The following is a 13,534-nucleotide window of genomic DNA, read 5'->3' on the forward strand; positions in this document are numbered from 1 at the left end:
ACGCTCGCGGGGCGCGCGCATCTTCACGGACCACCCCCACCTTGTCCGTCCGCAACTTGAGGAGCACCGTTGAGCACTCAAGCACCGACGCGCAGAGCAGGGTTCAGACACCGGACCGCCGCCGGACTGACCGCCCTGATCCTGCCGCTGGCCGCCATGGTCGGCCTCGCCTCCCCCGCCGAAGCCGCCGCCTCGGCCACCGCGACCTACGCCAAGACCCAGGACTGGGGCACCGGCTTCGAGGGCAAATGGACGGTGAAGAACACCGGCACCACGACCCTCTCCTCCTGGACCGTCGAGTGGGACTACCCCTCCGGCACCTCCGTCACCTCCGCCTGGGACGCCACCGTCACCAGCTCCGGCACCCACTGGACCGCCAAGAACGTCGGCTGGAACGGCACCCTCGCCCCCGGCGCCTCCGTCTCCTTCGGCTACAACGGCGCAGGCCCGGGCGCACCCAGCGGCTGTAAGATCAACGGCGCTCCCTGCGACGGCACCACCCAGCCGGGCGACAATCCGCCCTCCGCACCCGGCACCCCGGTCGCCTCGAACATCACCGACACCTCGGCGAAGCTCACCTGGACCGCGGCCACCGACGACAAGGGCGTCAAGAACTACGACGTCCTGCGCGACGGCACCAAGGTGACCACCACCACCGGCCTCACCTTCACGGACAGCGGTCTCACCGCCGGCACCGACTACTCGTACACCGTCGTCGCCCGCGACACGATCGACCAGACCGGCCCCGCCGCCGGCCCGGTCGCCGTCCACACCACCGGCGGAGGCGGCGGCCAGCCCCTCCCGAACGCCGTGAAGATGGGCTACTTCACCAACTGGGGCGTCTACGGCCGCAACTACCACGTGAAGAACATCGTGACCTCGGGCTCCGCGTCCAAGATCACCCACATCAACTACGCCTTCGGCAACGTCACCGGCGGCAAGTGCACCATCGGCGACTCCTACGCCGACTACGACAAGGCCTACACCGCCGACCAGTCCGTGGACGGCGTCGCCGACACCTGGGACCAGCCGCTGCGCGGCAACTTCAACCAGCTCCGCAAGCTGAAGAAGGCCTACCCGAACATCAAGATCCTCTGGTCCTTCGGCGGCTGGACCTGGTCCGGCGGCTTCGGCCAGGCCGTGCAGAACCCGGCCGCCTTCGCCCAGTCCTGCTACGACCTGGTCGAGGACCCGCGCTGGGCCGACGTCTTCGACGGCATCGACCTGGACTGGGAGTACCCCAACGCCTGCGGTCTGTCCTGCGACACCAGCGGCGCGGCCTCCTTCAAGAACATGATGCAGGCCATGCGGGCCAAGTTCGGTGCGAACGCCCTGGTCACCGCGGCCGTCACGGCCGACGCCTCCGCCGGCGGCAAGATCGACGCCGCCGACTACGCGGGCGCGGCGCAGTACATGAACTGGTTCAACGTCATGACGTACGACTTCTTCGGCGCCTGGGCGGCGCAGGGCCCGACGGCCCCGCACTCCCCGCTCACCTCGTACGCCGGCATCCCGCAGGCGGGCTTCAACTCCGCCGAGGCGATCGCCAAGTTCAAGGCGAAGGGCGTCCCCGCCAACAAGCTGCTGCTCGGCATCGGCTTCTACGGACGCGGCTGGACCGGCGTCACCCAGTCCGCCCCGGGCGGCACGGCGACGGGCCCGGCGGCCGGCACGTACGAGCAGGGCATCGAGGACTACAAGGTCCTGAAGAACTCCTGCCCGGCCAACGGCACCGTCGCGGGCACGGCGTACGCCCACTGCGGCACCAACTGGTGGAGCTACGACACCCCCGCCACCGTGAACTCGAAGATGAGCTGGGCCAAGAACCAGGGCCTCGGCGGAGCGTTCTTCTGGGAGTTCAGCGGTGACACCAGCAACGGCGAACTGGTCGGCGCGATCAACACCGGCCTGAACTAGGGCCACAAAAAAGCGGGGACGGCGCAGCACGCCGTCCCCGCTTCCTCATGCCTCAGGCCACGTTCACTCTCTGCCCCGGAGGCGCCGCCTCCAGCCAGGCCATGAAACCCGTCCGGGCGTCCTCGCTCATCGCGAGCTCCAGGCGGACGCCCTCGTACATACAGGGCTGGATCACGGCGTCGGAGAGCAGCGCGAGCTCCTCCTCGCCCTCCGGCATCCGGCGCTCAAGGGCCACGATGGAGGAACGCTCCAGGACCCGGCGCGGGCGGGGCGCGTACGAGAAGACACGGAACCAGGCGATCTCGTCACCGCTGTAGCGGGCGACGCCGTACACCCAGCCCTTGCCGGTCGGATCCGGCTCGTCGGGGATGTTCCAGCGCAGCGAACAGTCGAAGGTGCCGCCGGCGCGCTGGATCAGTCTCCGGCGCAAGCCGAAGACGAAGAGCCCGATCACCACCAGTGCGACGACGATGCCGCACACGAGCAGAGCGAGGAACATCTTCACCGACCTCCTCGCTGCGTCCCGTAGCCGGCACCGCCGGCAGAACCGAATACAACCTGCATCTGCATCGCCTCAGCCGCGACACGGTCCGGAAAATTCCGGATCGTGCCGCGGCTGAGGGCACTCCTGCTCGGCGCGGTCCGCTAGCGGACCGCTACCGCGCGCAGCCGGACCTCGGCGCGCCGCTCGGCGGCGGCGTCGGAGTCCGTCTTCGCACGCTCCAGCGCGCGCTCGGCGCGCTGGGCGTCGATCTCGTCCGCCAGCTCGCAGATCTCCGCGAGCAGAGACAGCTTGTCGTCGGCGAACGAGATGAATCCGCCGTGGACGGCGGCGACGACGGTCGCGCCCTCGCTCGTACGGATGGTCACCGGGCCCGACTCCAGCACACCGAGCAGCGGCTGGTGGCCGGGCATGACGCCGATGTCGCCGGAGGTGGTACGCGCGATGACCAGGGTGGCCTCGCCGGACCAGACACTCCGGTCCGCGGCGACCAGCTCGACGTGCAGCTCAGCAGCCAAGGGTGGCTCCTCGGGTCACCACCCGGCGGTCGTGCCGGGTGTTGGGGTCAATTCTAGGGGGCGTGGAGAGGGGGACGAGACGGATCCCGTCCCCCTCGGGCGAGCACGAGGCTCAGGAGACGCCGAGCTCCTTGGCGTTGTTCTTGAGGTCCTCAAGGCCACCGCACATGAAGAACGCCTGCTCCGGGAAGTGGTCGAACTCACCGTCGCAGATCGCGTTGAACGCGGCGATCGACTCGTCGAGCGGAACGTCCGAACCGTCCACACCGGTGAACTGCTTCGCCGCGTGGGTGTTCTGGGACAGGAAGCGCTCGACACGGCGGGCGCGGTGGACAACGAGCTTGTCCTCCTCGCTCAGCTCGTCGATACCGAGGATCGCGATGATGTCCTGGAGGTCCTTGTACTTCTGCAGGATTCCCTTGACGCGCGTGGCGGCGTCGTAGTGGTCCTGCGCGATGTAGCGCGGGTCCAGGATCCGGGACGTGGAGTCCAGCGGGTCCACGGCCGGGTAGATGCCCTTCTCGGAGATCGGACGGGAGAGAACCGTCGTCGCGTCGAGGTGGGCGAAGGTGGTCGCCGGCGCCGGGTCCGTGAGGTCGTCGGCGGGGACGTAGATCGCCTGCATCGAGGTGATCGAGTGACCACGGGTCGAGGTGATGCGCTCCTGGAGGAGACCCATCTCGTCGGCCAGGTTCGGCTGGTAACCCACCGCGGAGGGCATACGGCCGAGCAGGGTCGAGACCTCGGAACCGGCCTGCGTGAAGCGGAAGATGTTGTCGATGAAGAACAGCACGTCCTGCTTCTGCACATCGCGGAAGTACTCCGCCATGGTCAGACCGGCGAGGGCCACACGGAGACGGGTGCCCGGGGGCTCGTCCATCTGGCCGAAGACAAGGGCGGTCTTGTCGAGGACGCCCGAGTCCTCCATCTCCGCGATGAGGTCGTTGCCCTCACGCGTACGCTCACCGACACCGGCGAACACGGAAACACCCTCGTGCAGCTTCGCCACACGCATGATCATTTCCTGGATCAGAACGGTCTTGCCGACACCGGCACCACCGAACAGACCGATCTTTCCACCCTTGACGTACGGGGTGAGAAGGTCGACGACCTTCAGGCCGGTCTCGAACATCTCGGTCTTCGACTCGAGCTGGTCGAACGCCGGGGCCTTGCGGTGGATGGACCAGCGCTCGCCGACCTCGGACTCGGCCTCGGGCTCGTTCAGGATCTGGCCCAGCGTGTTGAACACGCGACCCTTGGTGACGTCACCGACGGGCACCGTGATGCCGTTGCCGGTGTCGACCACGGGGGCCTGGCGGACCAGACCGTCGGTGGGCTGCATCGAGATGGTACGGACGATGCCGTCACCGAGGTGCTGCGCGACCTCGAGGGTCAGCGTCTTGAGCGCGCCCTCCTCGGCCGGGTCGGCGACCTGCACGTGCAGGGCGTTGTAGATCTCCGGCATCGCGTCGACGGGGAACTCCACGTCGACGACCGGGCCGATGACCCGGGCGACGCGGCCCGTGGCGGCGGCCGTCTCAACAGTGGTCGTCATTACTTGTCACTCCCCGCGGTCGCGTCGGCCAGGGCTGCGGTGCCACCGACGATCTCGCTGATTTCCTGGGTGATTTCGGCCTGGCGGGCCGCGTTGGCAAGTCGGGAGAGGTTGTTGATCAAGTCTCCCGCGTTGTCGGTCGCCGACTTCATCGCGCGGCGCGTGGCGGCGTGCTTGGAAGCAGCCGACTGGAGCAGCGCGTTGTAGATCCGGCTCTCGACGTAGCGCGGCAGAAGGGCGTCGAGGACGTCCTCCACCGACGGCTCGAAGTCGTACAGCGGACGGAGGGTGTCCGGCTCGCCGGCCTCCTTCGCCACCTCGTCGAGGCTGAGGGGCAGCAGCCGGGCCTCGATCGCCGTCTGGGTCATCATCGAGACGAACTCGGTGTAGACGATGTGGAGTTCGTCCACACCACCCTCGGCCGTGTCCTTCTCGATCGCCTCGATCAGCGGTGCCGCGATCTTCTTGGCGTCCGCGTACGTGGGCTCGTCCGTGAAGCCGGTCCACGTGTCGCTCAGCTTCCGCTCACGGAAGTTGAAGTGCGCGACACCGCGGCGGCCGACGACATAGATGTCGACCGCGCGGCCCTCGCCCTCCAGCTGCTTGATGAGCTTCTCCGCCGCCTTGATGGCGTTGGAGTTGAAGGCACCGGCCAGACCACGGTCGCTCGAGAGGAGCAGGACCGCGGCACGGCTCGGGTTCTCCGCCTCGGTGGTCAGCGGGTGCTTGTCGTTCGCACCCGTGGCCACCGCCGTGACCGCGCGCGTGAGCTCGGTCGCGTACGGAGTCGACGCCTGCACCTTGCGCTGCGCCTTGACGACACGCGAGGCGGCGATCATCTCCATCGCCTTGGTGATCTTCTTCGTCGCGGTGACGGATTTGATGCGACGCTTGTAGACCCGGAGCTGCGCTCCCATGAGTCAGGTCCCTTCCGTCGTCACTTCGAGACGTTGACGGCGGCAGGAGCGTCCGCGCCGAGCAGCTTGCCGTCAGAGGTCTCGAACTGCTGCTTGAACTCCGCGATGGCGTCGGCGACGGCCGTCAGGGTGTCGTCCGACATCTTCTTGCCCTCACGGATGGAGGTCATGAGACCGGAGTGGTTCTGGCGGAGGTACGCCAGGAGCTCGGCCTCGAAGCGACGGATGTCGACCACCGGGACGTCGTCCATCTTGCCCGTGGTGCCGGCCCAGACCGAGACGACCTGGTTCTCCGTGGGCATCGGCTGGTACTGAGCCTGCTTGAGCAGCTCGACCATGCGCTGGCCACGCTCCAGCTGCGCCTTCGAGGCCGAGTCCAGGTCGGAACCGAAGGCCGCGAAGGCCTCCAGCTCACGGAACTGGGCCAGGTCCACGCGGAGGCGGCCGGCGATCTGCTTCATGGCCGGGTGCTGGGCGGAGCCACCGACTCGGGAGACCGAGATACCGACGTTCAGGGCCGGACGCTGGCCGGCGTTGAACAGGTCGGACTCCAGGAAGCACTGGCCGTCGGTGATGGAGATGACGTTGGTCGGGATGAACGCGGAGACGTCGTTGGCCTTCGTCTCGACGATCGGCAGACCGGTCATCGAACCCGCGCCGAGCTCGTCCGAGAGCTTCGCGCAGCGCTCGAGGAGACGGGAGTGCAGGTAGAAGACGTCACCCGGGTAGGCCTCACGGCCCGGCGGGCGGCGCAGCAGCAGCGACACGGCGCGGTAGGCGTCGGCCTGCTTCGACAGGTCGTCGAAGACGATCAGGACGTGCTTGCCCTGGTACATCCAGTGCTGACCGATGGCGGAACCGGTGTACGGCGCCAGGTACTTGAAGCCGGCCGGGTCGGACGCCGGGGCGGCGACGATCGTCGTGTACTCGAGCGCGCCGGCCTCTTCCAGGGCGCCGCGAACGGACGCGATGGTCGAGCCCTTCTGGCCGACGGCGACGTAGATGCAGCGGACCTGCTTGTTCACGTCGCCCGAGCGCCAGTTGTCGCGCTGGTTGATGATCGTGTCGATGCACAGCGCGGTCTTGCCGGTCTGACGGTCACCGATGATCAGCTGACGCTGACCACGGCCGACCGGCGTCATGGCGTCGACGGCCTTGTAGCCGGTCTCCATCGGCTCGTGGACCGACTTACGGGCCATAACGCCCGGGGCCTGCAGCTCGAGGGCGCGGCGGCCCTCGGTCGCGATCTCGCCGAGACCGTCGATCGGGTTACCGAGCGGGTCGACGACGCGACCCAGGTAGCCCTCACCGACACCGACAGAGAGGACCTCGCCGGTGCGCTGCACCGACTGACCCTCCTCGATGCCGCTGAACTCGCCGAGGACGATCGCACCGATCTCGCGCTCTTCGAGGTTCAGCGCGAGACCGAGGGTCCCGTCCTCGAACTTCAGCAGCTCGTTCGCCATGGCCGAGGGAAGACCCTCGACCTTGGCAATGCCGTCGCCGGCCAGGCTGACCGTGCCGACCTCCTCGCGCGAGGCCGCGTCCGGCTGGTACGACTGGACGAAGTTCTCCAGTGCGTCCCGGATCTCCTCCGGCCGGATCGTGAGCTCCGCCATCTGGGTTCCCTGCTCTCCTTGTTGGGCCCGAAGTTTCTTAAGGGGTCTGGGGGCCGACCCCCAGGAATCTTCTGCAATCTCTGCACGGCCCAACCGGGCCGCTGGTGTTGCTGTGTTGCTGTGCTGCTGGTGCTGCTGTGGTCGCTGCCGTCAGCCGGCCAGTCGACGGGTCGCCTCGCCGAGGCGCTCCGCGATGGAACCGTCGATGACCTCGTCGCCGACCCGCACCGTGATCCCGCCGAGGACCGCGGGGTCCACGTCCAGGTTCAGGTGCATCTCGCGGCCGTACAGCTTCGCCAGTACGGCACCGAGGCGCTGCTTCTGCCGGTCCGACAGCGGCACCGCCGAGGTGACGACGGCGACCATCCGGTCCCGGCGCGCCGCGGCGAGCTTGGACAGGGACTCGAGTCCCGCTTCCAGGCTACGTCCCCGGGGCTGGGTCACCAGACGGACGACCAGACGCTCGGTGGTCGCGTGGGCCTTGCCGCCGAGCAGGTCACGCAGCAGCGCGCCCTTGGCGGTGGCCGTGGCGGCCTTGTCCGTCAGCGCCGAGCGGAGCTCGGTGCTGGAGGAGACGATCCGGCCGAACCGGAACAGCTCGTCCTCGACGTTGTCCAGCGCGCCCGCCTTCTGCGCCGCGGTGAGGTCGGCGGTGTTCGCCAGCTCCTCGGTCGCGTCGACGAGGTCACGCGAGCGCGACCAGCGGGAGCGGACCATGCCCGAGATCAGGTCGACGGTCTCGCCGCCCACCTGTCCACGCAGGAGTCGCTGCGCGAGCTCGGCCTTGGCCTCACCCGCCTGCGCGGGGTCGGTCAGGACCCGACGCAGCGACACCTCGCGGTCGAGCAGCACGGTGACGGCGGCCAGCTCGTCCGCGAGCTTCGTGGCGTCGACCGGCGTGTTGTCGGTCAGCGCGTCGAGGGACTCACGGGCGGCGGACAGTGCCTCGCGGCTCGCTCCGTTCATCGGACAGCCTCGGCCTTCTCCTCGAGCTCGTCGAGGAAGCGGTCGATGGTGCGGCTCTGGCGGGCGGTGTCCTCGAGGGACTCGCCGACCAGCTTGCCGGCCAGGTCGGTGGCGAGCTTGCCCACGTCCTGACGCAGCGACGCAGAGGCGGCCTTGCGGTCGGCCTCGATCTGCGCGTGGCCGGCCGTGATGATCTCCTCGCGCTGGCGCTGGCCTTCCGCCTTCATCTCCTGGATGATCGCGGTGCCCTGCTCCGTGGCCTCCTGGCGAAGACGCGCGGCCTCGTGGCGAGCCTCGGCGAGCTGGGCCTTGTACTGCTCCAGCACACTCTGAGCCTCGATCTGGGCCGACTCGGCCTTCTCGATGCCACCCTCGATGGCCTCGCGGCGCTCGTCCAGAACCTTGTTGATGTTCGGGAGGAGCTTCTTGGCGAGGAAGCCGAAGACGATGACGAAGGCGATCAGGCCGATGACGAGCTCGTCGAGATGCGGGATGAGAGGCGGCTGCGCCTCTTCACCCTGCGCAAGAAGCAGAGCGTTCACATCAGTGCCTTCCGTAAAAAGAATCGGGCAGTCGGTCCGGCTTACTGGTAGACGAAGCCCATGACGATGCCGATGAGGGCGAGCGCCTCACAGAAGGCGAAGCCCATGATCTGGTTGGTACGGATGAGACCGGCGGCCTCGGGCTGGCGGGCGAGCGCCTGCGTACCGTTACCGAAGATGATGCCGACGCCGACGCCGGGGCCGATCGCGGCGAGGCCGTAACCGATCGACGCGACGTTGCCGACGACGTTGGTCTTGGCGCTGCCACCTTCGGCGGCAAGGTTGATCATGTCGAGAGCAGCGGACATGCCGTTACTTCCTTCTCTGTTCAATGACCCGATGGGGGTTGGCCACCGGACGACTGATGGTTTCGGGGGTGGAGCTACGGGCCGGGGAGGCTCAGTGGTGCTCGGAGAGCGCGCCCTGGACGTAGCTGCAGGCCAGGAGGACGAAGACGTACGCCTGGACGGCCTGGATGAAGAGCTCGAAGGCGGTCATCACGAGGACCATCACGAACGAGGCGCCGGCGTAGACGAAGCCCAGGCCGTTCATGAGGTACCAGGTGGCCAGCGAGAACATCACGATCAGCAGGTGACCGGCGAACATGTTCGCGAACAGTCGCACCGCGTGCGTGAAGGGCCGGATGAGGAGGTTCGAGAAGAACTCGAGGACGACGACCATCGGGAGAATGGCACCGAGGGACTTGTCGTAGCCGACGATGTTCTTCCAGCCGCCCACGAAGCCGTGCTTCTTGAAGGTGAGCGAGATCCACATGAAGTACACGATCAGCGCGAGACCGGCCGGGAAGGCGATCAGCGAGGTGACCGGGAACTGGGCGAGCGGAATGATCGACCAGAGGTTCATGATCCAGACGAAGAAGAACAGCGACACCATGAAGGGGACGTACTTCTCGCCGTCCTTCTTGCCGATGATCTCGTAGACGATGCCGCGGCGCACGAAGTCGTAACCGGCCTCGCCGACCATCTGCATCTTGCCGGGGATCAGCTTGGGCTTGTTGAAGGCGGCCCAGAAGAACCCGACGACCACGATGGAGCCGAGAACGGCGAGCAGCATCGGCTTGGTGATCTCGATGCCGGCCACCGTGGCGATGGGCTCGTACATGAACGTGTGCAGGCCCGGCGCCGGGAAGCCACATCCAGAGAAGATGTGGCAATCCGGGTCGAAGGCAAGCGTCTGGTCAGCACTCACCGCGGGCTCCTTCAGCGTGGCGCATAGGTACGGCAACCTCGTTGTGTCGGCGCGGCGCGCAGCCGCGGGTCGGCACTGGACTGGTCTTACGAATAAGGGGGCGGCGGTTCGGCATCGAGCCTCTCGCTGGGACAGGCGCCGTTTCGGATGCCCGCGTCCGCAGTGCCGCAGTTGGCACCGGACGATAGCAGGAAGCCGAACGCGGCTTTATCCCGGCCCTACCCTTCACGACTTGGACCCCGTGTTTCCGGGGTCGATGTACGTGATCTTGGCCTTCATGTAGGCCCGAGCCTGTGCGGCGACCCACACCACGGTCGTCGCGAGCAGCGTGAAGGCGAAGGCCTTGAAGTCGAACAGCGTCGTGTTCTTCAGCAAGGCCAGGAAGATGAAGAGCACCAGCAGCTGGGCCGTGTAGAGCATGAGCCCCATGGCCTGGAAGAGGTGCGGAAGCGACTTCGCCGTCCGCTGGAGAACCAGTTGCCCGATTCCCATGAAGAGGATGACCACCAGGGTGCCGACGACGGCACCGAGCGCACCCTTGCCACCGGCGACCACCCCGCTGATGACCGTGGCGATGGCGCCGACGGCTGCGGAAGGTACGGCGGTGTGCAGAAGGATGCGTGCGTCGTTCGACGGCATGGCGGTGTCTCCGCTTGCTCTGGGAGGGGGCGATGGTGTCGTCAGGGACGAGCGTAAGCCCGGTCCGAGGTGGGTCTCGGGGCCAACAGACCGTCGCACTACGGTCTTTCGGCACTGTCGCCGGGTCTCGTGAACCGTATCACAAACTATTTGAATAGGTCTTTACCCATAAGGTGTGCCAACAGTCACACATGAGAGTGACCCCGCGCGTGTGTGCACGACAGCGGGGCACCTTGTCTGCTATTGGCCCTGGATGGGGCTTTCGTCAACCACGCGCTCCGGCCTTACTCCGGTCGGTGAAGCGCGAACGGTGACCGATGGCGGTCGCCCCGTTGACCCCGGCGGGCACGGGCTCCCGCTCTTCCTCGACGGTCTCCGCGGCCTCGGCGGCCTCGGCCGGCACGACGGCCGGCCTGCGGCGGCGGTAGCGGGGCGGCACGACGGACTGGGCCCAGCGGGGAGCGCGCGGCGTGAACCGCGGCAGCAGGAGCAGCACCAGGCCGATCGCGCTCAGCGCGACGACCCCGAGGACGATCCACATGGACGTCGAGTGGACCGAGTAGGCCAGCGTGCCGAAGGCGATGAGCGCCGACCAGAAGTACATGATCAGCACCGCGCGGCTGTGCGAGTGCCCGATCTCCAGGAGCCGGTGGTGCAGATGGCCGCGGTCGGCCGCGAACGGCGACTGGCCCTTCCACGTACGGCGCACGATCGCGAGCACCAGGTCGGCCATCGGGATCGCGATGATCGTCAGCGGCAGCACGAGCGGGATGAAGACGGGCAGGGCGGCGTGCGTGGCCTGCCGGGTCGAGCCCTCGAAGATCTTCAGCGCGTCCGGGTCGACCTGGCCGGTGATCGAGATGGCGGAGGCCGCGAGGATCAGGCCGATCAGCATCGAGCCGGAGTCGCCCATGAAGATCCGCGCCGGGTGCATGTTGTGCGGCAGGAAGCCCAGGCACATGCCCATGAGGATCGCGGCGAACAGGGTCGCGGGGGCGGCCGCCTCGATCGTGTAGCCGTACCAGAGGCGGTACGCGTACAGGAAGAAGGCCGCGGCGGCGATGCAGACCATGCCGGCGGCGAGACCGTCGAGGCCGTCGACGAAGTTCACGGCGTTGATGGTGAGGACCACCAGGGCGACCGTCAGGAGCGTGCCCTGCCAGGGGGTGAGGGCGACCGTGCCGACACCGGGGATCGGCAGCCACAGGATCGTCAGACCCTGCGCGACCATCACGCCCGCCGAGATCATCTGCGCGCCCAGCTTGATGAGCGCGTCCAGCTCGAACTTGTCGTCGAGGACACCGATCAGCCAGATCAGCGCGGCGCCGGAGAGCAGCGCGCGGGGCTCGTTGGACTGCTCGAAGACGCTGTTCAGGTTCTGCAGGTGGTCGGCGACGAGCAGTCCCGCGCACAGCCCGAAGAACATGGCGATGCCACCGAGCCGCGGAGTCGGTTCTCGGTGTACGTCGCGGGCGCGGATCTCCGGCATCGCGCCGGTCGCGATGGCGAACTTCCGCACCGGACCGGTGAGCAGATAGGTCACCGCGGCCGTGACACAGAGCGTCAGCAGGTAATCACGCACGGGCTGCCCCACAGGAATCGCTGGCCATCTCAGCCCCACACCCTAGCCGTGCCGTCCATGTGCTTGGAGACACACGTGCCTCCCGAACGGTTGCGCTCGGTCTCCCGTCAGGGCCCATACGGGGGAAATCGGGAGGTCATCTCCCGTACTTCCGCGCGTACCCGAGCCGTTTCCGCGGCGTCGTCGCGCAACGCGACGGTGAACAGTGCGGCAATTCTCGCCATCTCCGGGGCGCCCATGCCCTGCGTGGTGACGGCGGCGGTGCCGAGCCGGATCCCGCGCACCTCCCCGTGAGGCAGGGCACAGGTGTCGAGCACCATGCCGGCGGCGGCGAGCCGGGCGCGGGCGGTGCGGCCGTCGACACCGAGCGGGGCGGGATCGGCGGTGATGAGATGCGTGTCCGTGCCGCCGGTGGTCAGCGCGAAGCCCTCGGCGGCGAGCGCGGCGGCGAGGACCTTGGCGTGTTCGACCACCTGATGGGCGTACGTGGTGAACGCCGGGGTGGACGCCTCGCCGAAGGCCACCGCCTTCGCCGCGATCGTGTGCATCTGGGCGCCGCCCTGGGTGAACGGGAACACCGCCCGGTCGATCCGCCCCGCGAGCTCCTCGCCGCACAGGATCATTCCGCCGCGCGGCCCGCGCAGCACCTTGTGCGTCGTCGCGCAGACCACGTCGGCGTACGGGACGGGGCTGGGGGCCGCTCCCCCGGCGACGAGGCCGATGGGATGGGCGGCGTCGGCGATCAGATACGCCCCGACCTCGTCGGCGATCTCACGGAAGATCGCGTAGTCGAGGTGGCGGGGGTAGGAGATCGAGCCGCAGACGATCGCCTTGGGACGGTGATGGCGGGCGAGGGCGGCGACCTGCTCGTAGTCGACGAGCCCGGTCTCGGCGTCGACGCCGTACGGCACGAAGTCGAACCACCGTCCGGAGAAATTGGCGGGCGACCCGTGCGTGAGGTGCCCGCCGTGCCCAAGACCCATGGCCAGAACCGTGTCACCGGGCCTGAGAAGGGCCGCGTACGCCGCCAGGACGGCCGAGGAGCCGGAGTGGGCCTGTACGTTCGCGTGGTCGGCTCCGAAGAGCGCAGTGGCCCGTTCGACGGCGATCCGCTCGACGGCGTCGGCGTACTCGCAGCCGCCGTGGTGCCGGGCGCCCGGATAGCCCTCGGCGTACTTGTTGGCGAGCGGCGAGCCGAGCGCGGCGAGCACCGCCCGCGAGGTGAAGTTCTCGGCCGCGATCAGCTGCAGACTGTCGGCCTGCCGGCGCACCTCACCGAGCAGCACATCGGCGACCTCGGGGTCCTGCCGGCGCAGGACGTCGAGTTCCTCATCGGGGGGCGCGGTGACCGGCATGCCACCAATGTAGGCGGGCCCCCGCACGCCCGCCCGCTGAAAGAACCCAGCCGGAGACCACCCCACAGCGCCCGTCAGCGTCGAGCGCTCACACCCGTAAGCGCCGTGACCACCGGACCCGATCCCCGACGCGCCCTCGCGCCGCTCGGCCCCGAGGGGCCTCCCAGGCATCGGGACGCTGCGGCGGCCTCCGACCGCCGGGCGGGGGCCCGG

13 protein-coding genes are annotated in these 13,534 nt (G+C 68.3%); 1 reads left to right on the forward strand and 12 read right to left on the reverse strand.

Annotation, left to right across the window (positions count from 1 at the left end):
* Nucleotides 1-69 precede the first annotated feature (69 nt).
* Entirely contained in the window at nucleotides 70-1,917 is a 1,848-nt protein-coding gene (locus AC07AW_RS01690) for a glycosyl hydrolase family 18 protein (RefSeq protein ID WP_478813532.1), read from the forward strand.
* Between the two features lie 52 nt (nucleotides 1,918-1,969).
* Here AC07AW_RS01690 and AC07AW_RS01695 read toward each other — a convergent pair whose 3' ends face one another.
* The 12 genes from AC07AW_RS01695 to AC07AW_RS01750 all read right to left on the reverse strand — a co-directional run bounded on the left by AC07AW_RS01695 (nucleotide 1,970) and on the right by AC07AW_RS01750 (nucleotide 13,321).
* Entirely contained in the window at nucleotides 1,970-2,416 is a 447-nt protein-coding gene (locus AC07AW_RS01695; protein ID WP_478814368.1) for a DUF2550 domain-containing protein, read from the reverse strand.
* 146 nt (nucleotides 2,417-2,562) lie between these two features.
* Entirely contained in the window at nucleotides 2,563-2,937 is a 375-nt protein-coding gene (locus AC07AW_RS01700) for a F0F1 ATP synthase subunit epsilon (protein WP_478813533.1), read from the reverse strand.
* Nucleotides 2,938-3,049: 112 nt separating this feature from the next.
* Nucleotides 3,050-4,492, reverse strand: a complete 1,443-nt coding sequence (gene atpD, locus AC07AW_RS01705) for a F0F1 ATP synthase subunit beta (protein ID WP_478813534.1) — start codon at nucleotides 4,490-4,492, stop codon at nucleotides 3,050-3,052.
* Nucleotides 4,492-5,409 (reverse strand): F0F1 ATP synthase subunit gamma, encoded by a 918-nt coding sequence (locus AC07AW_RS01710; RefSeq protein ID WP_478813535.1) that lies wholly within the window; start codon nucleotides 5,407-5,409, stop codon nucleotides 4,492-4,494. Before AC07AW_RS01710 ends, atpD begins: the two co-directional genes overlap by 1 nt.
* 20 nt (nucleotides 5,410-5,429) lie before the next feature.
* Complete coding sequence (gene atpA / locus AC07AW_RS01715) at nucleotides 5,430-7,028, reverse strand: F0F1 ATP synthase subunit alpha (protein ID WP_478813536.1); 1,599 nt, start codon at nucleotides 7,026-7,028, stop codon at nucleotides 5,430-5,432.
* Nucleotides 7,029-7,178: 150 nt separating this feature from the next.
* A complete protein-coding gene (locus AC07AW_RS01720; RefSeq protein WP_478813537.1) occupies nucleotides 7,179-7,994 on the reverse strand; it encodes a F0F1 ATP synthase subunit delta in 816 nt (271 codons plus the stop codon).
* On the reverse strand, nucleotides 7,991-8,536 hold the full coding sequence (locus tag AC07AW_RS01725; RefSeq protein ID WP_478813538.1) for a F0F1 ATP synthase subunit B: 546 nt from the start codon (nucleotides 8,534-8,536) through the stop codon (nucleotides 7,991-7,993). The genes AC07AW_RS01720 and AC07AW_RS01725 overlap by 4 nt, the downstream gene beginning before the upstream one ends.
* A 41-nt stretch (nucleotides 8,537-8,577) precedes the next feature.
* Nucleotides 8,578-8,844 (reverse strand): ATP synthase F0 subunit C, encoded by a 267-nt coding sequence (atpE, locus tag AC07AW_RS01730; protein WP_024761915.1) that lies wholly within the window; start codon nucleotides 8,842-8,844, stop codon nucleotides 8,578-8,580.
* A 91-nt stretch (nucleotides 8,845-8,935) separates the two neighbouring features.
* Entirely contained in the window at nucleotides 8,936-9,745 is an 810-nt protein-coding gene (atpB, locus tag AC07AW_RS01735) for a F0F1 ATP synthase subunit A (RefSeq protein WP_392156599.1), read from the reverse strand.
* Nucleotides 9,746-9,970: 225 nt separating this feature from the next.
* Nucleotides 9,971-10,384 carry a hypothetical protein gene (locus AC07AW_RS01740; RefSeq protein WP_478813539.1) on the reverse strand — a complete coding sequence of 138 codons (414 nt, stop codon included), beginning with the start codon at nucleotides 10,382-10,384 and terminating at the stop codon, nucleotides 9,971-9,973.
* Between the two features lie 265 nt (nucleotides 10,385-10,649).
* The gene (locus AC07AW_RS01745) at nucleotides 10,650-11,966 is read right to left on the reverse strand and encodes an MraY family glycosyltransferase (RefSeq protein ID WP_478813540.1); all 1,317 of its coding nucleotides are present in this window, start codon (nucleotides 11,964-11,966) and stop codon (nucleotides 10,650-10,652) included.
* 107 nt (nucleotides 11,967-12,073) lie between these two features.
* Nucleotides 12,074-13,321, reverse strand: a complete 1,248-nt coding sequence (locus AC07AW_RS01750; protein WP_478813541.1) for a serine hydroxymethyltransferase — start codon at nucleotides 13,319-13,321, stop codon at nucleotides 12,074-12,076.
* Nucleotides 13,322-13,534: the final 213 nt, after the last annotated feature.

Source organism: Streptomyces sp. NPDC044003, from assembly GCF_056435185.1.